Annotated in this window: 21 protein-coding genes and 1 pseudogene; 12 read left to right on the top strand and 10 right to left on the bottom strand. The window is 66.7% G+C overall.

Annotation, left to right across the window (positions count from 1 at the left end; all coding sequences use genetic code 11):
* Window positions 1-10: 10 nt before the first annotated feature.
* The 3 genes from M1247_RS15585 to M1247_RS15595 form a co-directional block, all read right to left on the bottom strand.
* Window positions 11-454 (bottom strand): nuclear transport factor 2 family protein, encoded by a 444-nt coding sequence (locus tag M1247_RS15585; RefSeq protein WP_317157249.1) that lies wholly within the window; start codon window positions 452-454, stop codon window positions 11-13.
* The gene (locus M1247_RS15590) at window positions 444-2,231 is read right to left on the bottom strand and encodes an N-acyl-D-amino-acid deacylase family protein (RefSeq protein ID WP_317157250.1); all 1,788 of its coding nucleotides are present in this window, start codon (window positions 2,229-2,231) and stop codon (window positions 444-446) included. Before M1247_RS15590 ends, M1247_RS15585 begins: the two co-directional genes overlap by 11 nt.
* A 99-nt stretch (window positions 2,232-2,330) precedes the next feature.
* On the bottom strand, window positions 2,331-3,257 hold the full coding sequence (locus M1247_RS15595) for an SDR family oxidoreductase (RefSeq protein ID WP_317157251.1): 927 nt from the start codon (window positions 3,255-3,257) through the stop codon (window positions 2,331-2,333).
* 67 nt (window positions 3,258-3,324) lie between these two features.
* Here M1247_RS15595 and M1247_RS15600 point away from each other — a divergent pair, with 67 nt between their 5' ends.
* The 3 genes from M1247_RS15600 (at window position 3,325) to M1247_RS15610 (ending at window position 5,976) form a co-directional block, all read left to right on the top strand.
* On the top strand, window positions 3,325-4,227 hold the full coding sequence (locus M1247_RS15600) for a dienelactone hydrolase family protein (RefSeq protein WP_317157252.1): 903 nt from the start codon (window positions 3,325-3,327) through the stop codon (window positions 4,225-4,227).
* 123 nt (window positions 4,228-4,350) lie between these two features.
* On the top strand, window positions 4,351-5,454 hold the full coding sequence (locus tag M1247_RS15605) for a glycosyltransferase (RefSeq protein ID WP_317157253.1): 1,104 nt from the start codon (window positions 4,351-4,353) through the stop codon (window positions 5,452-5,454).
* 108 nt (window positions 5,455-5,562) lie between these two features.
* A complete protein-coding gene (locus tag M1247_RS15610) occupies window positions 5,563-5,976 on the top strand; it encodes a cupredoxin domain-containing protein (protein WP_317157254.1) in 414 nt (137 codons plus the stop codon).
* Window positions 5,977-5,992: 16 nt separating this feature from the next.
* Here M1247_RS15610 and M1247_RS15615 read toward each other — a convergent pair whose 3' ends face one another.
* Both M1247_RS15615 and M1247_RS15620 read right to left on the bottom strand, forming a co-directional pair.
* On the bottom strand, window positions 5,993-7,273 hold the full coding sequence (locus tag M1247_RS15615) for a cytochrome P450 (protein WP_317157255.1): 1,281 nt from the start codon (window positions 7,271-7,273) through the stop codon (window positions 5,993-5,995).
* 41 nt (window positions 7,274-7,314) lie between these two features.
* Entirely contained in the window at window positions 7,315-8,769 is a 1,455-nt protein-coding gene (locus tag M1247_RS15620; RefSeq protein WP_317157256.1) for an ArnT family glycosyltransferase, read from the bottom strand.
* A 171-nt stretch (window positions 8,770-8,940) separates the two neighbouring features.
* On the opposite strand from M1247_RS15620, the gene M1247_RS15625 reads away from it, so the two are divergent.
* On the top strand, window positions 8,941-9,399 hold the full coding sequence (locus M1247_RS15625) for a hypothetical protein (RefSeq protein ID WP_317157257.1): 459 nt from the start codon (window positions 8,941-8,943) through the stop codon (window positions 9,397-9,399).
* Here M1247_RS15625 and M1247_RS15630 read toward each other — a convergent pair.
* Window positions 9,396-9,856: pseudogene (locus M1247_RS15630) on the bottom strand (SRPBCC family protein). The gene M1247_RS15625 and the pseudogene M1247_RS15630 overlap by 4 nt on opposite strands.
* 114 nt (window positions 9,857-9,970) lie before the next feature.
* Between M1247_RS15630 and M1247_RS15635 the strand changes: the two are divergent.
* The 3 genes from M1247_RS15635 to M1247_RS15645 all read left to right on the top strand — a co-directional run bounded on the left by M1247_RS15635 (window position 9,971) and on the right by M1247_RS15645 (window position 12,370).
* Complete coding sequence (locus M1247_RS15635) at window positions 9,971-10,852, top strand: TIGR03854 family LLM class F420-dependent oxidoreductase (RefSeq protein WP_317157465.1); 882 nt, start codon at window positions 9,971-9,973, stop codon at window positions 10,850-10,852.
* 94 nt (window positions 10,853-10,946) lie between these two features.
* A complete protein-coding gene (locus tag M1247_RS15640; RefSeq protein WP_317157258.1) occupies window positions 10,947-11,465 on the top strand; it encodes a protein disulfide oxidoreductase in 519 nt (172 codons plus the stop codon).
* 8 nt (window positions 11,466-11,473) lie between these two features.
* Window positions 11,474-12,370 (top strand): cytochrome c biogenesis CcdA family protein, encoded by an 897-nt coding sequence (locus M1247_RS15645; protein ID WP_317157259.1) that lies wholly within the window; start codon window positions 11,474-11,476, stop codon window positions 12,368-12,370.
* Here M1247_RS15645 and M1247_RS15650 read toward each other — a convergent pair.
* Together M1247_RS15650 and M1247_RS15655 are read right to left on the bottom strand one after the other, a co-directional pair.
* Complete coding sequence (locus M1247_RS15650; RefSeq protein ID WP_317157466.1) at window positions 12,312-12,647, bottom strand: hypothetical protein; 336 nt, start codon at window positions 12,645-12,647, stop codon at window positions 12,312-12,314. The genes M1247_RS15645 and M1247_RS15650 overlap by 59 nt on opposite strands.
* Before the next feature lie 16 nt (window positions 12,648-12,663).
* Window positions 12,664-12,876, bottom strand: a complete 213-nt coding sequence (locus M1247_RS15655) for an Rv3202a family protein (RefSeq protein ID WP_317157260.1) — start codon at window positions 12,874-12,876, stop codon at window positions 12,664-12,666.
* Window positions 12,877-13,060: 184 nt separating this feature from the next.
* Here M1247_RS15655 and M1247_RS15660 point away from each other — a divergent pair, with 184 nt between their 5' ends.
* From M1247_RS15660 to M1247_RS15680, 5 genes are all read left to right on the top strand, one after another.
* Window positions 13,061-13,945, top strand: a complete 885-nt coding sequence (locus tag M1247_RS15660; protein WP_317157261.1) for a cyclopropane mycolic acid synthase family methyltransferase — start codon at window positions 13,061-13,063, stop codon at window positions 13,943-13,945.
* A 68-nt stretch (window positions 13,946-14,013) separates the two neighbouring features.
* On the top strand, window positions 14,014-14,964 hold the full coding sequence (locus M1247_RS15665) for a threonine ammonia-lyase (protein WP_317157262.1): 951 nt from the start codon (window positions 14,014-14,016) through the stop codon (window positions 14,962-14,964).
* 257 nt (window positions 14,965-15,221) lie between these two features.
* A complete protein-coding gene (locus M1247_RS15670) occupies window positions 15,222-16,565 on the top strand; it encodes a DUF7159 family protein (protein ID WP_317157263.1) in 1,344 nt (447 codons plus the stop codon).
* 20 nt (window positions 16,566-16,585) lie between these two features.
* A complete protein-coding gene (locus M1247_RS15675) occupies window positions 16,586-17,188 on the top strand; it encodes a Pr6Pr family membrane protein (RefSeq protein ID WP_317157264.1) in 603 nt (200 codons plus the stop codon).
* A gap of 126 nt (window positions 17,189-17,314) precedes the next feature.
* A complete protein-coding gene (locus tag M1247_RS15680) occupies window positions 17,315-18,094 on the top strand; it encodes a L,D-transpeptidase (protein ID WP_317157265.1) in 780 nt (259 codons plus the stop codon).
* Here the strand turns inward: M1247_RS15680 and M1247_RS15685 are convergent.
* Both M1247_RS15685 and M1247_RS15690 read right to left on the bottom strand, forming a co-directional pair.
* Window positions 18,078-18,731: a sterol desaturase family protein gene (locus M1247_RS15685; protein WP_317157266.1), complete on the bottom strand. Its 654-nt coding sequence runs from the start codon at window positions 18,729-18,731 to the stop codon at window positions 18,078-18,080. The two genes, M1247_RS15680 and M1247_RS15685, sit on opposite strands and share 17 nt — an antisense overlap.
* Window positions 18,728-19,450, bottom strand: a complete 723-nt coding sequence (locus M1247_RS15690; RefSeq protein WP_317157267.1) for a FadR/GntR family transcriptional regulator — start codon at window positions 19,448-19,450, stop codon at window positions 18,728-18,730. The genes M1247_RS15685 and M1247_RS15690 overlap by 4 nt, the downstream gene beginning before the upstream one ends.
* Window positions 19,451-19,475 lie beyond the last annotated feature (25 nt).

The raw sequence follows: 19,475 nt of genomic DNA on the forward strand, positions 1-19,475 counted from the left end.
GGAGCGCGATTCACACCAGCCCGGTCGCGTCGAACACCCACGACATGTCTGCGGTGGCGAAGTCCGACATCCAGGTCGGCGGCGCATGGTTGGCCAGTGCGCCCATGTCCCAGTAGTCCTTCCACAGGGTCACCTTGTCGCCCTCGACCCGGTGCACGCTGACAAACTTGAGCACCGCGGATTCCCCGGTGTCCCAATGCCATTCCTCGTGGTGCTCGTACATCGCGTCACAACCGTTCTCCAGCAGCAGACCCGAGAAGTTCTCATAGGACGCCAACGGCTCCAGGCCGATCTTGAGCCGTTTGACGATGTCCTCGGGTCCCTTCGCTGCCGCCGTCGGCCCTACCGGCATGTCGAGATAGATGCAGTCTTCGGAGAGGTAACTCTTGAGCAGTTCCCAATCGCGGGCGGACAGGGCCCGCCACAGACCGAGCACGGTCGCCTCAACGGACATGGGCGAGCTCGGCTCCGTCGGTGTGCGGGGCGGGGGAGCGATGTGCGGCACGCAGGAACCGGCCGGTCCGGTGGGCGCCGACCAGATCGGTGAGCGCGCCGTCGCGGAAGACCGTGCGGCCGCCGACAAGTACCGCGTTGACCGTCTGGTCGTTGCGATTCACCATCCGGGACAGGCCGCCGTACTGCTCGACGGTGTCTTCGGCGTACTCGTCGAGCGAACTGTCGAGCCGTGCCGGGTCGATGACCACCACATCGGCGCGGTCCCCGACGCGTAGGTGTCCCGCGTCGATCCGGTACCAGTCGGCGAGTTCGCCGGTGAGCCGGTGTACCGCCTGCTCCACCGGCAGGAACGGCCGACCGGCCTGCTCGGCGTCGCGGACATGCCGCAACAGCCGCAACCCCATGTTGTAGAAGGCCATGTTGCGCAGATGCGCGCCTGCATCGGAGAAACCCATCTGGATGCCCGGATCGCGGGCCAGCTTCTTGAGCACTTCAGGGCGGTGGTTGGAGATCGTGGTGCGCCAACGCAGCGCAGTGCCGTGTTCGAGCACGAGATCGAGGAAGGCGTCGACGGGGTGCACGCCACGGTCTGTGCCCACCTGTCCGAAGGTCTTGCCGATCACCGACCTATCCGGGCATCCGACGATCTCGGCGTCGAAAAAGTCGCGGTGCCAGACCCGCACCCCGAACCTGTTCTCATAGTCCTTGCGGAATCTGCGCCGGTAGTCCTCGTCGCGCAACAGCTCGTTGCGCTCCACTTCGTCGCGCAGATGCAGGGCCGCAGCCCCGGCGCCGAACTCCTCGAACACCACGAGGTCGATGCCGTCGGCGTACACCTCGAACGGCACCGGCAGGTGCTGCCAGCGGAAGTTGCCGCCGAGTGCGTTGATGACACGGGCGAGCGGGCCCATCATCAGGATGGCGTAGGGGTTGGCCTTGATGTCGGCGGCGGAGAGCAGGCTCGTCTTGAGCGGATTGCGGAAGAACCCTAGTGACTGCGCCACCTGCGAGCCCAGGTTCAGCGGGTTGGAAATGTCGGGGCCCGACTGCAGCACCCGGCCCGCCCGCCGCAGCAGCGACTTGAGCCGACGTAGCTCACGCGGCTTCGCATAGGTCGACGGCAATGTGCGCGATCGGCAGGTTTCACCGTCAATTTTGTCGAAAAGTAGCTGCTGCGAAGACATTCCGACGAATCCAGAGTCGAGCGCTTCTTTGAGCATCTGCTCCATGCGGGCCTGCTCGGCCCGGGTGGGGCGTTGGTCGGAGCGGGTGGCCCGGTCCAGCCCCATGACAGCGGTCCGCATGTCGGAGTGTCCGATGAACGCGGCCAGGTTGGGGCCGAGCGGCAGCGCTTCCAGTGCGGCCACGTATTCGTCGCAGCTGCTCCACGTCTTGTTGTCATCGACCGCGGCGATCACGTGTTCGCGCGGGATGGCTTCGACGCGGCCGAACAGATCGCCCGCATCCACGCCGCCGACATGCACCGTCGACAACGAGCACGAACCGAGCATCACCGTGGTGACGCCATGGCGCAGCGATTCCGACAGTGCCGGACCGCCCAGCACCTCGACGTCGTAGTGGGTGTGGATGTCCAGCATGCCGGGCAGCACCCACTTGCCGGTGGCGTCGATGATCTGAGCGCACTCGGTGTCGTCGAGTTCCTCCGCGGAGATGGCCACCACGTGTCCGCCGCGAATGCCGATGTTCCGCACCGCTGACGGGGCACCGGTGCCGTCGAACCAGCGGCCGTTGCGAATGATTGTGTCGAAGGTCACCACGTCATAGAACAGGCGGCGCTGCCGGGTGTCAACGAAATCTGTGAACAGATCTGAGAAAATGTCTACTTGCTGGGCTGTCGACCGTGTGAGCTGCGGTTATATCGGCGCCCATGCATCGGGCACGCGGCCGTCGAGGTCTTCGAAGCCGTACTCGCGGGCGAGTTCGCTTGAGCTCACAGACCGTTGATTCCACCGTGACCTGGCCTCATCGGCGGCGATGGCAGCTACCCCACGGCCGACGAACCGCGGGGTCTCCGACTCGGAAAATCCCGGGGGAGCCATCGGGTAGCCGTCGGCGCGGGCGGGGTCCAGTGCGATGCGCCAGTTGGCCTCGGTGACGCCGTAGTTGTCCAGCATCATCTCCGAGCGCAACCACCCGGGGGTGACGGCCACCGCAGTCGAGCCGAGTAGCGCGAGCTCATGACCGTGGGCGAAAGCCAGCCGGTTCACCGCGTTCTTGACCAGATCGTAGAACACCGACAAGCGGTAGTTCTCGGCATTGAACTCTGTAGTCCCGTCGGTGATTTCGACGAGAAGGCCGCCGGGTCGGGTCGTCATCAGGGGGAGCAGGCAATGCGCGGTGATGAGGTGGGTGTCGATCCCGAGCCGCAGGATCCGCAGGCCGTCATCAAGGTTGTGTTGCCACATCGGTCTGCCCCAGGTGGCCGGCGCACCTTTGAGGACCTCTGCGCCCCAGATGTCGTTGACCAGGATGTCGATGCGTCCGTACTCCGAATCCAGGCGCCCGGCCAGCGCCTGAACCTGGCCGATGTCGAGGTGATCGACCTGAGCAGCGATGCCCACGCCGCCCAGCGCGGTCACCAGCGCGGCGGTTTCCTCGATGGTTTCGGGCCGGTCGTAGTCCGAACCCCGACTCCCCGCCACACTGCTGCGTCCGGTGCAGATCACGGTTGCCCCGGCTTCGCCCAGTCCGGCGGCGATACCGCGACCGGCACCACGCGTCGCGCCGGCGACGACGGCGACCCGGCCCCGCAGCGCGTTCGGATCCGGTGTCCCAGTCATTCGTTGAGTATCGCGCCGCAGACCGCTACATCACGCCGGTTCAGCAAATCGGCGCATACTTACAGAGGTGACTCCGTTGCAGCGCTACATCGCAGAGGAAATCGCCACTGACCACGTCGACGGGCTGCTGTCCCGACGCGAAGCGCTGCGCAGGCTGGCGCTGCTCGGCGTCGGTTCGGCGGCGGCCGCGGCGCTGATCGCCGCGTGCGGTGACCGCAGGCCCGCCACCGCACCATCCGCGGTGCCCGCCCCCGAGCCGACCCGCTCGCCACCCGGGTCCGATCGTGGACTGCCGACCGCACCGGTCTCGTGGGCAGGCCCGGCCGGTGAACTGCAGGGGGCCTGGGCGCAGGCCGGCGCTCCCAGGGGCGGGGTGCTTGTCATTCATGAGAACAAGGGCCTCAACGATTACGTCCGGTCGGTCACGGGACGCTTCGCGGGTACCGGCTACTCGGCACTGGCGGTCGACCTGTTGTCAAGCCACGGCGGCACTGCGACATTCGCCGACCCCGCAGAAGCGACTGCTGCTCTGAGCAAGATTCCGCCGGAAGAGCTCGTCGCAAACCTGAAGTCGGGCATCGACGAAGTGCAGCGCCGCGTGCCTGACCGGAAGATCGCCGCCGTCGGTTTCTGTATGGGCGGCGGGCTCGTCTGGCGGCTGTTGGCCGCGGGCACACCACAATTGGCCGCGGCCATACCGTTCTACGGGCCTGCGCCCGAGAACCCGGATTTTTCGGGCTCGAAGAACGTGGCGGTGCTGGCCTTCTACGGTGCACTCGACCAGCGCGTGAACGCGACCGAACCCACTGCCAGGGCCGCGCTGGAGCAGGCCGGCCTGGTACACGAACTGGTCACCGAACCCGACGCCAACCACGCATTCTTCAACGACACCGGTGATCGCTACAACGCGGCAGCGGCCGCGGATGCGTGGCATCGGGTGCAGGACTGGCTCAGCCGCTACGTCGGCTGAATTCACCGGCCGGCATCGAGTCACCGGGTGCACCCCGACGCCGCGGCCCGTGTTCAGCGGGTATTCAGGTACCGGTTGCGCCCACGTTGTTGACCGCACACACGGTCCGAGTCTGATCTGGGAATGCGCGTTGTCCAGGTCGCGAACTTCTACGGCCCGCGGTCGGGAGGTCTGCGCACTGCGGTGGACCGCCTGGGCGCGGAATACAGTGCGGCAGGTCACGAGGTGTACCTCATCGTGCCGGGCGCGCGCCCGGCACGGGGCGTGCTGCCGAGCGGTGTGGTGCGAATCGCGCTGCCGGCCAAGCTCATCCCGTTCACCGGCGGCTATCGTGCGGTGTTGCCCGGGCCGGTGACCGCGCTACTGAGCCGCCTGGCTCCCGATGCGCTCGAAGTGTCTGATCGGCTCACGCTGCGCTCGCTGGGCCCTTGGGGGCGCAGGCACGGGGTGGCCACCGTGATGATCTCCCATGAACGGCTGGATCGCCTTGTCGCACAGATCATGCCGCGTGGCATGGCTCGTGCCGTCGCCAACGCCGCCAACCGTCGCACCGCGGCCAACTACGACGCGGTGGTGTGCACGACGGCGTTCGCGCGGGAGGAGTTCGACCGTATCGGCGCGAGCAACGTCGCCACCGTGCCACTGGGCGTTGACCTCGAGTTGTTCCACCCCAATCGGCGCTGTGAGCGGATGCGGCAGCGCTGGGCCTTTCCGGATCAGACCCTGCTGGTGCACTGCGGCAGGCTTTCGGTGGAGAAACATGCCCACCGCAGCATCGCTGCCGTTGCCGCGTTACGGGATTCCGGCCTCGACGCGCGCCTGGTGGTGGTGGGTGAGGGGCCGATGCGGGCACGACTGGAACGTCAGGCTGCCCGGCTGCCGGTCGCGTTCACCGGCTACGTCGGTTGCCGTGACACGGTCGCGACGATCCTGGCCTCTGCCGATGTCGCGCTTGCGCCCGGACCACACGAGACCTTCGGTTTGGCCGCACTGGAGGCCCTGGCCTGCGGGACTCCGGCGGTGGTGTCTCGTACCTCGGCGCTGGCGGAGATCCTCACCGCCGACTGCGGCGCCACGGCCAACAACGACGCGCGCGCCATCGCGGACGCAGTGGCCTCTGTCATGAGCCGACCGGAGAGGTTCCGGCGCAGCAGTGCCCGGCGACGGGCCGAACAGTTCACCTGGCCCAGGGCGGCCGCCGGGATGCTCGACGTCCTGGGTGCCTGAATCCGCGCGGGGTGCTGCCGCGGTCGTCATCGGCGAAATCGGACCAAGGTGAACCCGGCTGCATCGATAATCGTGTCCAGGGCAGGACAACGATTCAGGGGGACGGCGATGAAACGGATTGCACAGTTCTGCGCAGCGGCGTGTCTGATTGCCGCGGTGGGCACGGCGTGCGGCGGATCCAACACTTCTGAGGCGCCCGCGACGGCGACCTCAGGGCCGGCGACTGCGACGGAATCGGCCCCGGCCTCAGGCCCGGCAAGTGTGCCCGCGCCCGGTACACCGACGCTCACCATCCAGGGCATGGGTTTCAGTCCGGCGCTGACGGTGGCACCGGGCACCGAGATCACCATCGTCAACAATGACGAGGTCGAGCATTCGGTGACCTCACGAACCGAGGGCCAGTTCGATGTACACGTCGACGGTAAACAGCGCGCCACGCTGACCGCGCCCTCAGAACCCGGCGAGTACGCCTTTTACTGCATCTACCATCCGGCGATGATCGGCACCCTCACCGTCAAGTAGCACTAGCCGATACCGCCTAGCGCGGAGTCCAGGCGACCGGCAACCGTTTGATGCCGTGGATGAACGCCGACTGGAGTCGGTCCGGCTCCTCGGTGGCGACGATGTCGGGTAACCGTCGATGCAATTCCTCGAAAGCCACGGTGATCTCGCGCCGGGCGAGATTGGCGCCGAGGCAGAAGTGGGCACCACCTCCGCCGAAGCCGACATGCGGATTCGGCTGACGGCGGATGTCGAAGCGCCACGGATCGTCGAATTTCGACTCGTCCCGGTTGGCCGACCCGTACCACAGGGTGACCTTGTCGCCCGCACTCAACGGCCTACCGCCAAGCTCGGTGTCGCGGGTGACAGTGCGCCGCATGTAGCTCACCGGCGACGCCCACCGCACGATCTCCTCGACCGCGGTGGGGGCCAACTCGTCGTAGCGCGACCACCAGTCGTCGCGCTGCTCGGGATAGCGGGTCAGCGCCAGCACGCCGTGACTGATGGCATTGCGAGTGGTTTCGTTTCCCGCCACCACCAGCAGGATGAAGAAGGACGCCACTTCACTTGAGGTCAGCCGCTCGCCGTCCACCTCTGCCTGCACCAGACTCGTCGTCAGGTCGCCGGTGGGACCGGCCCGACGGTCGTCGGCCATGGCGGTCGCGTACGCGCCGATATCGATGGCGACGTTGAAGAACTCGTCGAAATCGGTGGTCAGGTCCGGATCCCCGAAGCCGAGGATCACGTTGGTCCAGTGAAAGATCTGCTGATGGTCGGATTCCGGGATCCCCATCATGTCGCAGATGATCTGCAAGGGCAGTGGCCCGGCGAGGTCGGCGACCAGTTCAGCGCGGCCGTCGGGGTTGCGGGCCACCATGTCGGTGACCAGTCGGCGGGCCCGGTCTCGCACGGAATCCTCGATCATGGCAAGTACCCGCGGGGTGAACGCGCTGCGCACGATGTTGCGCAGGCGGGTGTGACGCGGATCGTCCATCGCGATCATCGATCCGAAATACTCGGTCAATTCCGGGGTTTGGTCTCCGATGGTGATGCCCGAGGCAGACGAGAAGATCTCCGGATGTCGACTGGCGTGGAACACGTCTTCGTGGCGGGTCACCGCCCAGTGGCCGGTGGTGTGTTCGAACCCCTCCTGCTCGAATGCCGGATGAAAGGAGATCGGTGCCTCCTGGCGCAGCGTCGCGAACGCACCGTCCCTGATGTCGTCGTCAAGCCCCCAGAACTGCCAGGAACCGAGGTCGATCTCCGATAACGGCACATGGGGCGGAGCCGCCCCGTTCACCCGCGGCGTGATACCCACGGGTACCAGGGTAGAAGCGATTTCGATCGGCGGGGGCACATTCAGGACACCGTCAACGTCCTGCGCTGCGCCCAGATGGACTGCCACGGTTGCTGCCGGCCGGTCAACAGATAGATGTGCATATCGTCGCCGATGGCGTCCAAGGTGCGTACCCCGGTGAAATAGGGGCGCAAGGCATCTGGCTGCGGACCGACGTAGAGCACTGAGTCGATGGAGTCGGGTGGCGCATCGAAGTAGCCGTAGCTGCGGTTGAGGCTGTAGGCGGCGGGCAGGCCGTACCGCGGCGCATAACCGTCGAGGTAGGCGGCCACGATGTAGGACTGGCCCATCACTGCGGTGCGTTCGCGTCGGTCGTCCGGTAGTTCGCGGTAGGCCGCGGCGGTGTCACGGGCGATCTGCTCGCCGATGTCGGAGCGGGTGATCTGCACCGACACCGTCAACACTGCCACCGCTGATGCCACGGCCAGAAGCACGGCCGACCACAGCGGCCATCGACGGCTGCGGGCACCTTGTTCACGTCTGCGCTGCAAGCCGTACGCGCCCGCGGCGGCGAACGGTGCGTAGAGTCCGGCCAGGTAGTACGGCCGTCCCGGGGCGAGGACGAACAGCAGATACAGCAGTGCCCCCGCGGCCAGAAGGAACCGGTATTCCCGCAGCTGCTCGAGACGCAGCAGTTTCCACGCGCCGTAGGCGCCGAGCGCCACGCCGAGGACGCCTGCGTACAGGATCAACTGGACGGCTATTCCGGGACGCCCGCCATAGAGCGCGTCGGCTTCGCCCGCGACGATGGCGGTCATCTGCAGCTGCGGCCAGCCGTGGGCGTGCTGCCAGAGCACGGTCGGTGCGGTCATCACCGCGGCGATCAGCGCACCCGCCCAGAGCAGCGGTCGGCGAAGGAGTTCGCGTGGACCGAGCACCGCGGCGCACACCAGTAACGCCACGCACAGGAGCACCACCTGAAACTTTGTCATCGCCGCGATGCCCACCGTCACGCCGATCGCCAGCAGTAGTCGGTCGTCGCGCAGGCGCATCCAGCGCAGCAGTAACCAGATGATGACCAACCACTGCACGGTCTCGAGCGTGTACGGGGTCAGCCAATGCCCCGCCAGCGTCGTCCACAGCATGGTGGCCTGCGCTGCAGCGGTGAGAAGCTGGGCGCGACGCTCACCGCCGAACTCACGCGCGATCAATCCGGCGAGCACCACCGCGCCCGCGGTGGCCAGCACGGCGGGCAGCCGCAGGGCGAACGGTGATCCTGGTGCGACGGCATCAAGCACCGCGGCCAGTGCCGGTGCGACCGGTGGCTGATCGGCGGACCCCCAGTCCAGGTGATAACGGCCAATGGCCAGCATGTACACCTCGTCGAACCAGTAGCCACCGCTCAATACCGCTGCGCCACAATGAGCTATCGCGGTCAGGGCGGCGACCAGCAGCACCCCCGTGGTAGCGAACTGCGGTATCGGCCGAACGTGTTGTTCTGCGGCAACGTCGGGCATCGGCTACACGCTAGTGCCGGCCCGGGCCTGATCGCGTCAGGTAACGCCGGGCGCGATGGATTCGATATGGCACAGGGGTGAACGTCTCGCCGCGGTGAAGTCGCAAGACGTTGCGGCGCCGGTGCATTGGGGGATGTCCGGCGCCGGGGTCACCACATCAGGAGGTTTTGGATGAAACTGACGAAGTTCGTGGCAGCGACGATGACCGTCGGCGCGCTCGGTTTCGGCGTCACAGCGTTCGGTACGCCATCGGCTTCGGCTACCCCGATCGCACCGGCACCGCTCAAACCCGGGCATGGGCATGATGACGATTGCTTCCCCTTCTGCGACGGGGGACCGGGACGCGATTTCGATCGCGGCCATGATCGCGGTCATTGGGACAACAGTCATTGGGACAACAAGGGCCCGTGGTGGGCGAACAACCGGCACGACTGGTGGGACGACCGTAACGGGCCACCGCCGTGGGGATGGGGCCCACCGCCACCGGTGCAGTGGCGGGGCGGACCGTTACCGCCGCGCATAAATTACTGGGGATATGACCTGAACCCCGTATGGGACAACGGTTTCCGCCAGTGGGGTGTCTGGCTGTTCGGTGTCTGGGTGCCGATTCTGGGGGTCGGCCTCGGCTAACCCTCGTCAGCTTCCGCGACTGCCTTGATGCGTTCGAGCGTCTTGCGCATGTCGCGGATGTTGCGGCGTTTACGCAGGGGGCCGGCGACCAGCCAGAAAAGCCGGTTCGTCAGCGAGTCGGAGAGCCGGAACGACTCGGTGACCTCGGTGCCGTCGGCCACCGGCGTAAAGCGGTAGTGCCAGTTGTTGATCGGCTTGTCTCCCAGCAACACGGCGAAACCGAATTCCCGGCCGGATCGCAGGCGGTGACCCGGCAGGTCGTCCAGTACACCGGCCCGATCTCGTTGCGCTTGACATGGCCGCGGAACCGGGCGCCCAGGGCCGCTCCGGTGGCGCCGTCGAGCCATTCGGCTTCCATCACTTCGGGTGAGAAGCGGCCGGTATTGCGGACGTCGGAGACCAGATCCCAGACCCGCTGCGCAGGGGCCACGATGGGCACCGTTACTGACGCGTGCATGGAGGTCAGCGTAGGCGCATCGGCCGCTTTCGCGGCAGGCCCACCGCCCGGCCGGGCACAAGATGCGCCCGCGTGGTGTTGGGGGTAGGTATGGCACGCGAGGCAGATAACCCGATGAAGATCCGGTTCGGTGTGGGACTGGGCGCCGATACCGCGCCGGCAGAGTTGGCCGGCATCATCGATCGCCTCGAGAGCACGGGCGTCGACTCGGTGTGGTTCTCCGAGTTGGTGTACACACCGGCTGTCGATCCGTTCGTCGGGATGGCCTACGCGCTGGCCCGGACCACCCGGTTGAAGGTGGGCACCTCGGTGGCGATCCTCCCGGGACGCCACCCCGTACTGGTAGCCAAACAGCTCGCTTCGCTGGCCGCGCTGGCGCCCAAGCGAGTGCTCCCGGTGTTCGGCCTGCATTCGGCGCTGCCCACCGAACGCGATGTGTTCGTGGTCCCCGACGGCCGCCGCGCAGCGGTATTCGACGAGTCACTGCACGTGTTGCGATCCGTCCTGCGTCAGGAAGAGGTGTCCTTCGCCGGCGACTTCTTCACCATCCGCTCGGCCCGTGTGCAACCGGTGCCGGCTCAGCCGGTGGACATCTGGCTGGGCGGCGCGGCACCGGCAGCGCTGACGCGCATCGGCCGATTCGGCGACGGCTGGCTGGGCAGCTTTCTCACCCCTGACGAGGCGGGTCGCGCACGAGTGCAGATCGAGCGCGAGGCAGATGCTGCCGGGCGGGCGATCGAGCCCGATCATTTCGGTATCAGCCTGGCGGTGGGGACGGGCAGCCTCCCCGATGACGTCGTCGCCGCAGTGCGACGCCGCAGGCCCGACGTCGACCCGGAGCTGCTCGTGGCCGCGGACTGGCCCGCGTTGCACCGGCAGCTCGACGGTTACCTCGCCGCCGGTCTCACCAAATTCGTCATCAGACCCGCGGGTCCCATCGACCGCGACGGATTCCTGGACCGCTTCGTCGCCGAACTGTTGCCCCGGCAGAACTGAGCCGGCGGCCCGGTGAACCAGGCCGCGCACTCCATCGTGTCAAGGGTGTGTGGACCACCCACGCACGCTGCAGTCTGAGCAGAGGAGATGTGCCATGAGGATGCGTATTCCGCGGCCGCGACAATCGTTCACCTTTCGCGTTGCCGGTCTGCTGGCCGCGGTTGCGGTGGCGGTGGCACTGGTGGCTCCACCCATCGCGTCGGCCGACGACAGGCTCCAATTCACCGGGACGACGCTGTCCGGTGCCCCGTTCAACGGAGCGAGCCTGGCCGGGCGACCCGCGGTCCTGTGGTTCTGGACGCCGTGGTGCCCCTTCTGCAACGCCGAGGCGCCGTCGGTGAGCCAGGTGGCCGCGGCCAATCCGCAAGTCACGTTCGTCGGGGTCGCGGCACGCTCCGATGTCGCCGAGATGCAGGGCTTTGTCGACAAATACCACTTGAACTTCACCAATCTCAATGACGCCGACGGTTCGATCTGGGCCCGCTACAACGTGCCGTGGCAGCCCGCCTACGTGTTCTATCGCGCCGACGGATCTTCGAGCTTCGTCAACAATCCGACCTCGGCCATGCCGCAGCAGGAGTTGGCCGACCGGGTGGCGGCCCTGAGCAGTTGAGCCAGGGCATGGAAACAGACCTGATGGGTCTGGCGTTCGGCGCCGGCCTGGTCGCCGCGCTGAATCCGTGCGGGTTCGCGATGCTGCCCGGCTACCTGGCTTTGGTGGTGCGCGGGCCCGGGCACACCGGCAGGTTCGCCGCGGTCGGACGCGCGCTTCTCGCGACCGCCGCGATGGCGACCGGATTCGTCGCGGTGTTCGGCACGTTCAGTGCGCTGACGATAGCGGCTGCCAACACCGTGCAGCGGTATCTGCCGTATGCCACCGTGATCATCGGCCTGGTGCTGTTCGGCCTCGGGTGCTGGCTGCTGGCCGGCAGGCACCTGGGCCTGCTGGTCCCCGCGGTGGCCGATCACCCGCGATGGGCACCCACGGCACGGGTGGGGTCAATGCTGGGCTACGGCGCTGGATATGCGGTGGCGTCGCTATCGTGCACGATCGGTCCGTTCCTCGCGGTGACGGGCGCAGGTTTCCGGGCGGATACGTCCGTGCAGGGCGTTGCCGTATTCGTGGCGTATGCAGCCGGTTTCACTCTCATCGTGGGGGTGCTGGCGATGGCTGCCGCACTCGCAGGCACCGTCGGCGAGGACCGGTTGCGACGAATAATCCCGTACGTCAACAGGATCAGTGGTGCGTTGCTGATCGTCGTCGGCGCGTATGTCAGCTACTACGGCAGCTACGAGATCCGACTGTTCGGCCCGTCGGGTGATCCCAGCGACCCGGTGATCACCGCGGCAGGCCGGGTACAGGGCCTGCTGGCGGGATGGGTTCACCAGCACGGCGCCTGGCCCTGGCTGGCGGCCCTGGCGGTGTTGCTGGTGGTCTGCCTCGGGGGCTGGGCCGTGGTCAGATTCGCCGGGAGAGCTCGGCGCGCACGTCCGGCCATGGTGGACGGCGCACCATAGCAATGGTGGCCAGGGTGGCCGCCACGAGCCCGATCAGCTCGCCCAGCAGTGCGATTCGGGTGGTGTCCACCGCGGGAACCCAGGTCGGTTCACCATCCTTGATGACGAAGATTCCGACCGGTCTGGCGGTGATGCCCCGCTGCGTGTCACCGGGTCTGCATCGCACCTTGCTCACCGGGATGACGGTGGCCCCGTCCGGGGTCTGATACGGCTCCCCGAACACCTTTGACGGGTCGGCATCGGTGGTCAGTCCGTCGATCGCTTCGGGCAGCCGCATCCGGCGTCCTTCCTGTTCAGCGGTCAAACTCCAGGTCATCGTCGAGTGGCACCACAATCGCCTGTTCGATCAGATCTGCCTCGTCGGCTTCAGCGTACGGCGAGAGCCGCACCCGGACGGGGGTGAGCGCCGCATCGTCGTCGTTGCCAACATCGACGGGTGTGAGCTGTTCGACGGCGTCGGCCTCGGGTATGTCATCGTCAAATACCGGGCTGTCGGCGTACCCCATGATCGTCCCCCTCCAGTATCTGAGCGTGCTCGACAATTCGATTGTCCCCGCCCTGACCGGGGGATTCAATGTTCACAGGTGAGTCGGGTAGGGTGCGAGCACTGCACCTTCGTCGACGGGGGAGGTTTCCCGGCAGCGGGGAACCCACAGCGTAAAACGACTTCTATTTGCTAAAGGCTGCGTCATGCCAGAAAACTCTGCAGATCCTGTGGCTCTGATCCCACGTTTCGAGAACGTCCAATCCCACTACGACCTGTCCGACGAGTTTTTCCGGCTCTTCCTCGATCCGACGCAGACCTACAGCTGCGCGTACTTCGAGCGTCCCGAGATGACGCTCGAGGAGGCGCAGCTCGCCAAGATCGATCTGTCGCTGGGAAAACTGGGCCTGCAGCCCGGTATGACGTTGCTCGATGTCGGCTGCGGATGGGGCGCCACGTTGCGTCGGGCCATCGACCGGTTCGATGTCAATGTTGTCGGTCTGACGCTGAGCCGCAACCAGCAGGCACATGTCCAGCAGACATTTGACGCCCTGGGCGCCGGCCGGTCCCGGCGCGTGCTCCTGGAGGGCTGGGAACAGTTCAACGAGCAGGTGGACCGCATCGTGTCCATCGGGGCGTTCGAGCATTTCGGTGCCGACCGTTACGACGATTTCTTCCAGATGGCCTATTCGGCGTTGCCGGATGACGGTGTGATGTTGTTGCACTCCATCGTCAAGCCCAGTGGAGAAGAGTTCGCCGCCCGCGGTCTTGCGCTCACCATGCGGCGGCTGCGGTTCTTCAAATTCATCATGGACGAGATTTTCCCCGGTGGTGAATTGCCTTATGTCGCACAGGTTCAGCAGCACGCCGAACGTGCGGGGTTCCGGGTCGAGCGGGTCCAGTCGCTGCGGCCGCACTATGCCAAGACACTCGATATCTGGGCCGCGGCGCTGCAGGCCCGGCGAGACGACGCCATCGCGCTGCAATCGGAGGAGATGTACGACCGGTACATGCGCTATCTGACCGGGTGTGCCGAACTGTTCCGCGACGGGTACACCGACGTCTGCCAGTTCACCCTGGTCAAGGACTGAGCACCGGTCGCATCGCGCAGTAGGTCCTGAGCCCGCCGGTTGTCGCGGGCCTGGTAAGACTGGACGTCGTGAGACTGGTGACCATTGACGACATCCGTGCCGCAGCAGAGCGTATTGCGCCGGCAATCGTGCGCACTCCGTTGTTGCCGGCCGGATGGGGTGACCCAGACCGCCCGCTGTGGTTGAAGCCGGAAAATCTGCAGCCGATCGGTGCGTTCAAGATCCGGGGCGCATTCAATGCGCTGGGCCGACTCGACCCTGCGGTACGGGCAAGGGGAGTGGTGGCCTACTCCAGCGGCAACCACGCGCAGGCGGTCGCCTACGCCGCGGCCCGTTACGGTGTCGACGCCCACATCGTCATGCCCGAGGAAACACCCTCGATCAAGGTGCAGGCCACGCGCGGACACGGGGCGCAGGTCGTGCTGTGCGGCACGGGCGAACGCGAAACCGTCGCAGCCGAACTCGTCGATCAGACCGGCGGTGTGCTGATCCCACCGTTCGACCACCCGGACATCATCGCCGGCCAGGGCACCATCGGCCTGGAGATCGCCGAAGATCTCGCCGATCTGGCCGCAGTGCTCGTCCCGGTCAGCGGCGGCGGCCTGGCCTCGGGTATCGGTACCGCGATCCGGGCACTGTGTCCGCAGGCCAAGGTGTTCGGTGTCGAGCCCGAACTCGCGGCTGACACCACCGATGGCCTGGCCCGCGGGCATCGCGTCGATTGGCCGGTGGCCCAACGCAACCGGACTATCGCCGACGGCCTCCGGTCGACGCCGTCCGAGCTCACCTTTGCGCATCTGCAACAGGTCCTCGACGGGGTGCTCACCGTCAGCGAGGACGAGATACGGTCGGCGGTAAGAGAATTGGCCCATGATGGGCATCTGGTGGCCGAGCCCAGCGGGGCGGTCGCGCTCGCCGGCTACCGGAAGGGGTCCACGCCCGCGGGACCCACCGCGATCATCGTTTCCGGCGGCAATATCGAGCAGTCGTTGCTGCAGGAGATTCTCGCGGACGGTTAGAACACGCCACCGGTGCCTGCCGAGGGGCTCTGCATGGGCGACCGGCAAACCGATGCTCCGCTGTGTCCACGGTGTTCTTCGGTACAGCACATTTCGTTGCGCACCAACGCATACGGAACGCCCGAGGCCGGCTGTACCGGTCATATCCGGCACGGTAGGGTCAGCCGGAACAGGTGGACGACGGCCACAATTTTCCGGTCCGTTGCAATGCTCCGGCGGACCACCGTTTCGTGGCCACAGCTCCGAGGGGGGTGCATGTGGACGCGGTGATCGGCGTCTCGATGACACCGTCGACCGTGGAACTCGTTCTGGTGGAGGGCCGGGCGGCTGACGGCGCAACTGTCGAGCACGAGGCCTTCGCAGTTCGCGGACACGGACCGTCCTGGGCCGACGACACCTGCGACCGGGCGGTTGCGTGTACCGAGGAGATCGCCGCGAGCCGCGGGCTTCGGTTGCACTCCATCGGCGTCACGTGGGACGAAGACACCGAGACCGAGGCCTCGCTGCTACTGAGGTCGCTGGCCGCATCCGGATTCGAGAATGTGGTGCCGATCGGGTTGCCTCAGGCCACCGAGGCGCTGGCCCGCGGAATCGCCGATGTCGTCGGATTCGACACCACCGCTGTGTGTGTCATCGAACCGGGCACGGTGTATGCGCTGATCGTCCGGCCCGCAGACGGTGCTGTCGACGCCACGCTGACCAATCTCGTCGACAGCGACGAGGCCCTGGCGGATTGGCTCTACGGCGTGTTCTCCCGTGCGGACCGGCGTCCGGATGCGCTGGTGGTGGTCGGGTCGGCGGGCGACGTGGGCACCGTCATGCCGATACTGGAGGACGCACTGGCGGTCCCGGTGTTCACCCCCGACGAAGCTGAACTGGCCCTGCCGCGTGGTGCGGCGTTGGCGGCCGCGGCGCGCCGCGGCGGTTTCATGTCTGCTGACCACAATGCCGTCAAAACCGGACACCCGTGGACACCTGCCCGGTTGGCGCCGCTGGCAATGCTGGTCGGTGGTGTGCTGACGTTGGTCGTGTCCGTATCGCTGGCGATCAGCCTGCAGACGATACCGCGCGGCGAGCCCGGACCACGCGCGACGAAACCGGCCGCCAGTACTTCGGTCACGCCAGCGGCGGCCAACCATCCACCCCCGGTGGCAGTTCCGGTGCCGCCGCCGAGCACCGCGGCCGCGTTCCTGCCCGCCGAACCGCCCGCCCCCGTCGAAGTGCCGGTCGAACCGCCTGCCGAACTACAGGCCCCCGAGTTCGTCGCCGATCCGGGACCGGCGGCGGTCCCTGCCGAGCCGGAGTCACCGGAACTCCCCATCGCGCCTGTGCCTGCAGCCGTTCCGCCGCCAGTCCCGCCGCCGCCGTTGGTCTTGCCGCCGAGCCCGACCAAGAAGCCTCCGCTGCTCACCAGGCTCCGTGACCGGTTACGCGGTGGCCCTGATCCGTCCGAACAACAGCCTGCCGTCGGTATGGTCCCGCCGCCACCGGAGCTGCCCCCGCCACCGGAGCTGCCCCCGCCACCGGAGGTGTTGCCGCCGCCCGCGCCTGAGGTGCCCGCACCGCCACCCGAGCAACTGCCGCCGCCACCTGTGCCGTAACACCGACTAATCTCGTTCAGGTGGGTGCTGCTGCGGTGCGGGTTGCGCTGCGAGTGGCAATTGTCGCGGCCGTGGTGCTGGCCCTTGTCCTGGTCGAGGTGTCGACGCGGTCGGGGGTGCTGTGGCGGCTGATCACCTTCACCTATCAGGCCAACCTGCTGGCTGCCGCGTTCTATGCGTGGACCCTGGCCTCACCGCGCGCCGACGCCCGGGCCGGGTTGCGTGGTGCGGTGGTCGTTTACGTGTTGGTGGCCGGCGTGGTCTGGAATCTCCTCCTGACCGACATGAGCATGGGATACACCGGTGCGAACATCCTGCTGCATGTCGTGGTGCCGCTGTTGGCCGCCGCGGAATGGCTGTTGGTCAGCAGCGCACAGCGCGGTATCCGGTGGTGGCAACCACTTGTCTGGCTGACATATCCGGCCGCCTATATCGGCCTTGCGTTGCTGGTGCTCACCACCGGCCGACGGCGGGTGCCGTATTACTTCCTGGATCCAGGCACGGTGGGCAGCTGGGTGGTGGCGGCCAACGTGGGTCTTCTGGCCACGGTCTTCGTCGGTCTCGGCTACGGCTTGATGGCCGTGGCCCGCAGCCCTGTGTTTGCCCGCAACGACGCTGGATGAAACGTTTTGAGGCGCCGCGCCGATGGATTCGTCATGCGCGCCATTCAACCTGATCCTAACCCGACGCCGGTCGCCGCCGCGCGTCTCTTCCCGGAGGCACCTGCTTCGACGACCTACACTGGAGGAATGCTGAACGCCCAATCGCCGAGGCCATGGACCGTGACGAGACCGGTTCGAAAGTTGTTTGCGGTGATCTCACTCGCCACGCTCGCCGTCTCCGGTTCGGTTAATGTCGCGGCGGCAGCCGTCAGCACGTCGGATCGCACCGCCACGATCGAGCCCGCGGCAGGCACTGTCGTCGGTGTGGCATATCCGTTGACCGTGACGTTCCCGGCGCCGGTGGCCGACCGGTCCGCAGCGCAGCGCAGCCTCAGCATCTCCTCCCCGGATACCCCCACCGGGAAGTTCAGTTGGCTCAGCAACGATGTCATGCAGTGGACGCCCGATCAGTTCTGGCCGGCCCACTCGAAGATCTCGGTGAGCGCGGGCGGCGCCAAGACCAGCTTCGAAACCGGCTCGGAGGTGGTCGGCGTCGCCGATGTCAGCGCCCACACCTTCACCGTCAGCATCGACGGCGAGGTGATGCGTGAAATGCCCGCGTCGATGGGCAAGCCCAAGTTCCCGACTCCCACCGGAACGTTCAGCGCACTCGGGAAAGAGCCTGTGGTGGTGATGGATTCACGGACCATCGGGATTCCGCTGAGCGACCCTGAGGGCTACAAGCTCACCGTGAACGACGCGGTCCGCGTGACGTGGGGCGGCGTGTACGTCCATTCGGCGCCGTGGTCGGTCGGGTCGCAGGGATACTCGAACGTCAGCCACGGATGCATCAATCTCAGCCCTGACAACGCCGCCTGGTACTTCGACAACGTCAACATCGGCGATCCGATCATCGTTCGGGCGTAGTCGCCGCGTGCAGATCCCTGGCTGTTGGTGAGCTGGGAACCGTCGCCGGGTCCGGGCAGGTGCCCAGTACCCGGTCTGCAGTCCCGGAACTGGTGACCGTGAACCAGTAGTGCTCGTTCTTGTAGTGGTGTCTGCGGTGGTTTCGCCAGATCGCGCGGTATGCAGCGCTTCTGGGCTTGTAGTCACTGTGGATCAGGTAGTGGCACCACTCGTATCCCATGCCGAGCATGGTGAGAAACGACAGATAGGTCAACCCCAACCCGACCCGCGGAAACGCCAGCAGTGCGATCGCGACCGCGACCGGCAACACCCACAGCAGCGCAAGCCAGGGGATGAAGATCAGCGCGACGGTGCGGGGGTCGACGTGGTGTCTGCGGTGTTCACGGGCCAACAGCGGGTCAATCGTCACCGGGCCCAGAACCTTTGGGCGCCAATGCAGGATGAAGACGTGGACGATCCACTCGAAGAACGGGAAGAGTGCGAGCATCACCAGCGGCACGAGCGCGTCGGTGAGCTGCCAGTCCCCGACGAGAATCCGCGCGCTGACCGCGACCAGCAGGGTGGCGCCGATCATCCAGGGGGAGGGGTGGCGGACGAACTCGGCTGCCGCGTCCCGAAGAGTGAAGCCCCGCGTCATCGGTGCTCTCCCAGGGCATCAAGGGCGGCCAACAGGCCGGCGGTGGCCGGTTCCAAGAGATCCTGGGCAGCCTGGCGCGCTGCTGCCGGGTCGCCTGCGGCGATGGCATCGGCCACCCGGCGGTAGGCCTGCGGGTGGCCGACCTCAGCGGCCATCATCGTCGCCAATGCGGGCAACGCGGGTTCGTAGGTGGCGCGCAGGGTGTTGTACATGAGCCGGAACGCGATGGAATCGGCTCCGTCGACGACGTGGTCCCAGAATGCCAACGCGTGGCGTTGCTGCACTACGGGATCGGGCTCGGCCCTCAGCGCGTCGACCGACGCCATCAGGAGCTCCGGGATGTCCGGATGTCGTCGTCGCGCAGCCAGTTCGGCGATCTTCGGCCCGTTGTGCAGTCGGGTTTCCAGGATGCTGCGGACCACGGAGACGTCGAGTTCACCCGCGCGGAAGAGCAGCTGGGGCAGCAGGTCCAGGCCGGCATGCCTGCGGAAATCACGCACCGTGGTGGCATCGCCCTGACGCACCTCGACCAGCCCTGCCGCGGTGAGGCGCTTGATCGCTTCGCGCACCGCAGGTCGTGACACTCCGAGGACCTCGGCGAGCCGGCGCTCACTGGGCAGCGACTCGCCGGGCTGCATCGCCCCGCTGAGTACCTCGCTGACGATCTGGGTGAAGACGTCTTCGGGGACGGACCGACGGTTCACCGGTTGCAGGGCCATGCGGGTATGGTGCCCGCACATCGGT

Origin of the sequence: Mycobacterium appelbergii, assembly GCF_032883035.1 — a bacterium.
GTDB classification, from domain to species: domain Bacteria; phylum Actinomycetota; class Actinomycetes; order Mycobacteriales; family Mycobacteriaceae; genus Mycobacterium; species Mycobacterium appelbergii.

Excerpts from the sequence above, each read along its gene's own strand:
- M1247_RS15595 (WP_317157251.1), bottom strand. The coding sequence starts at position 3,257 with ATGACTGGGACACCGGATCCGAACGCGCTGCGGGGCCGGGTCGCCGTC.
- M1247_RS15625 (WP_317157257.1), top strand. The coding sequence starts at position 8,941 with ATGAAACTGACGAAGTTCGTGGCAGCGACGATGACCGTCGGCGCGCTC.
- M1247_RS15680 (WP_317157265.1), top strand. The coding sequence starts at position 17,315 with ATGCTGAACGCCCAATCGCCGAGGCCATGGACCGTGACGAGACCGGTT.
- M1247_RS15635 (WP_317157465.1), top strand. The coding sequence starts at position 9,971 with ATGAAGATCCGGTTCGGTGTGGGACTGGGCGCCGATACCGCGCCGGCA.
- M1247_RS15620 (WP_317157256.1), bottom strand. The coding sequence starts at position 8,769 with ATGCCCGACGTTGCCGCAGAACAACACGTTCGGCCGATACCGCAGTTC.
- M1247_RS15685 (WP_317157266.1), bottom strand. The coding sequence starts at position 18,731 with ATGACGCGGGGCTTCACTCTTCGGGACGCGGCAGCCGAGTTCGTCCGC.
- M1247_RS15640 (WP_317157258.1), top strand. The coding sequence starts at position 10,947 with ATGAGGATGCGTATTCCGCGGCCGCGACAATCGTTCACCTTTCGCGTT.
- M1247_RS15690 (WP_317157267.1), bottom strand. The coding sequence starts at position 19,450 with ATGGCCCTGCAACCGGTGAACCGTCGGTCCGTCCCCGAAGACGTCTTC.
- M1247_RS15605 (WP_317157253.1), top strand. The coding sequence starts at position 4,351 with ATGCGCGTTGTCCAGGTCGCGAACTTCTACGGCCCGCGGTCGGGAGGT.
- M1247_RS15645 (WP_317157259.1), top strand. The coding sequence starts at position 11,474 with ATGGAAACAGACCTGATGGGTCTGGCGTTCGGCGCCGGCCTGGTCGCC.
- M1247_RS15585 (WP_317157249.1), bottom strand. The coding sequence starts at position 454 with ATGTCCGTTGAGGCGACCGTGCTCGGTCTGTGGCGGGCCCTGTCCGCC.
- M1247_RS15660 (WP_317157261.1), top strand. The coding sequence starts at position 13,061 with ATGCCAGAAAACTCTGCAGATCCTGTGGCTCTGATCCCACGTTTCGAG.
- M1247_RS15650 (WP_317157466.1), bottom strand. The coding sequence starts at position 12,647 with ATGCGGCTGCCCGAAGCGATCGACGGACTGACCACCGATGCCGACCCG.
- M1247_RS15610 (WP_317157254.1), top strand. The coding sequence starts at position 5,563 with ATGAAACGGATTGCACAGTTCTGCGCAGCGGCGTGTCTGATTGCCGCG.
- M1247_RS15655 (WP_317157260.1), bottom strand. The coding sequence starts at position 12,876 with ATGGGGTACGCCGACAGCCCGGTATTTGACGATGACATACCCGAGGCC.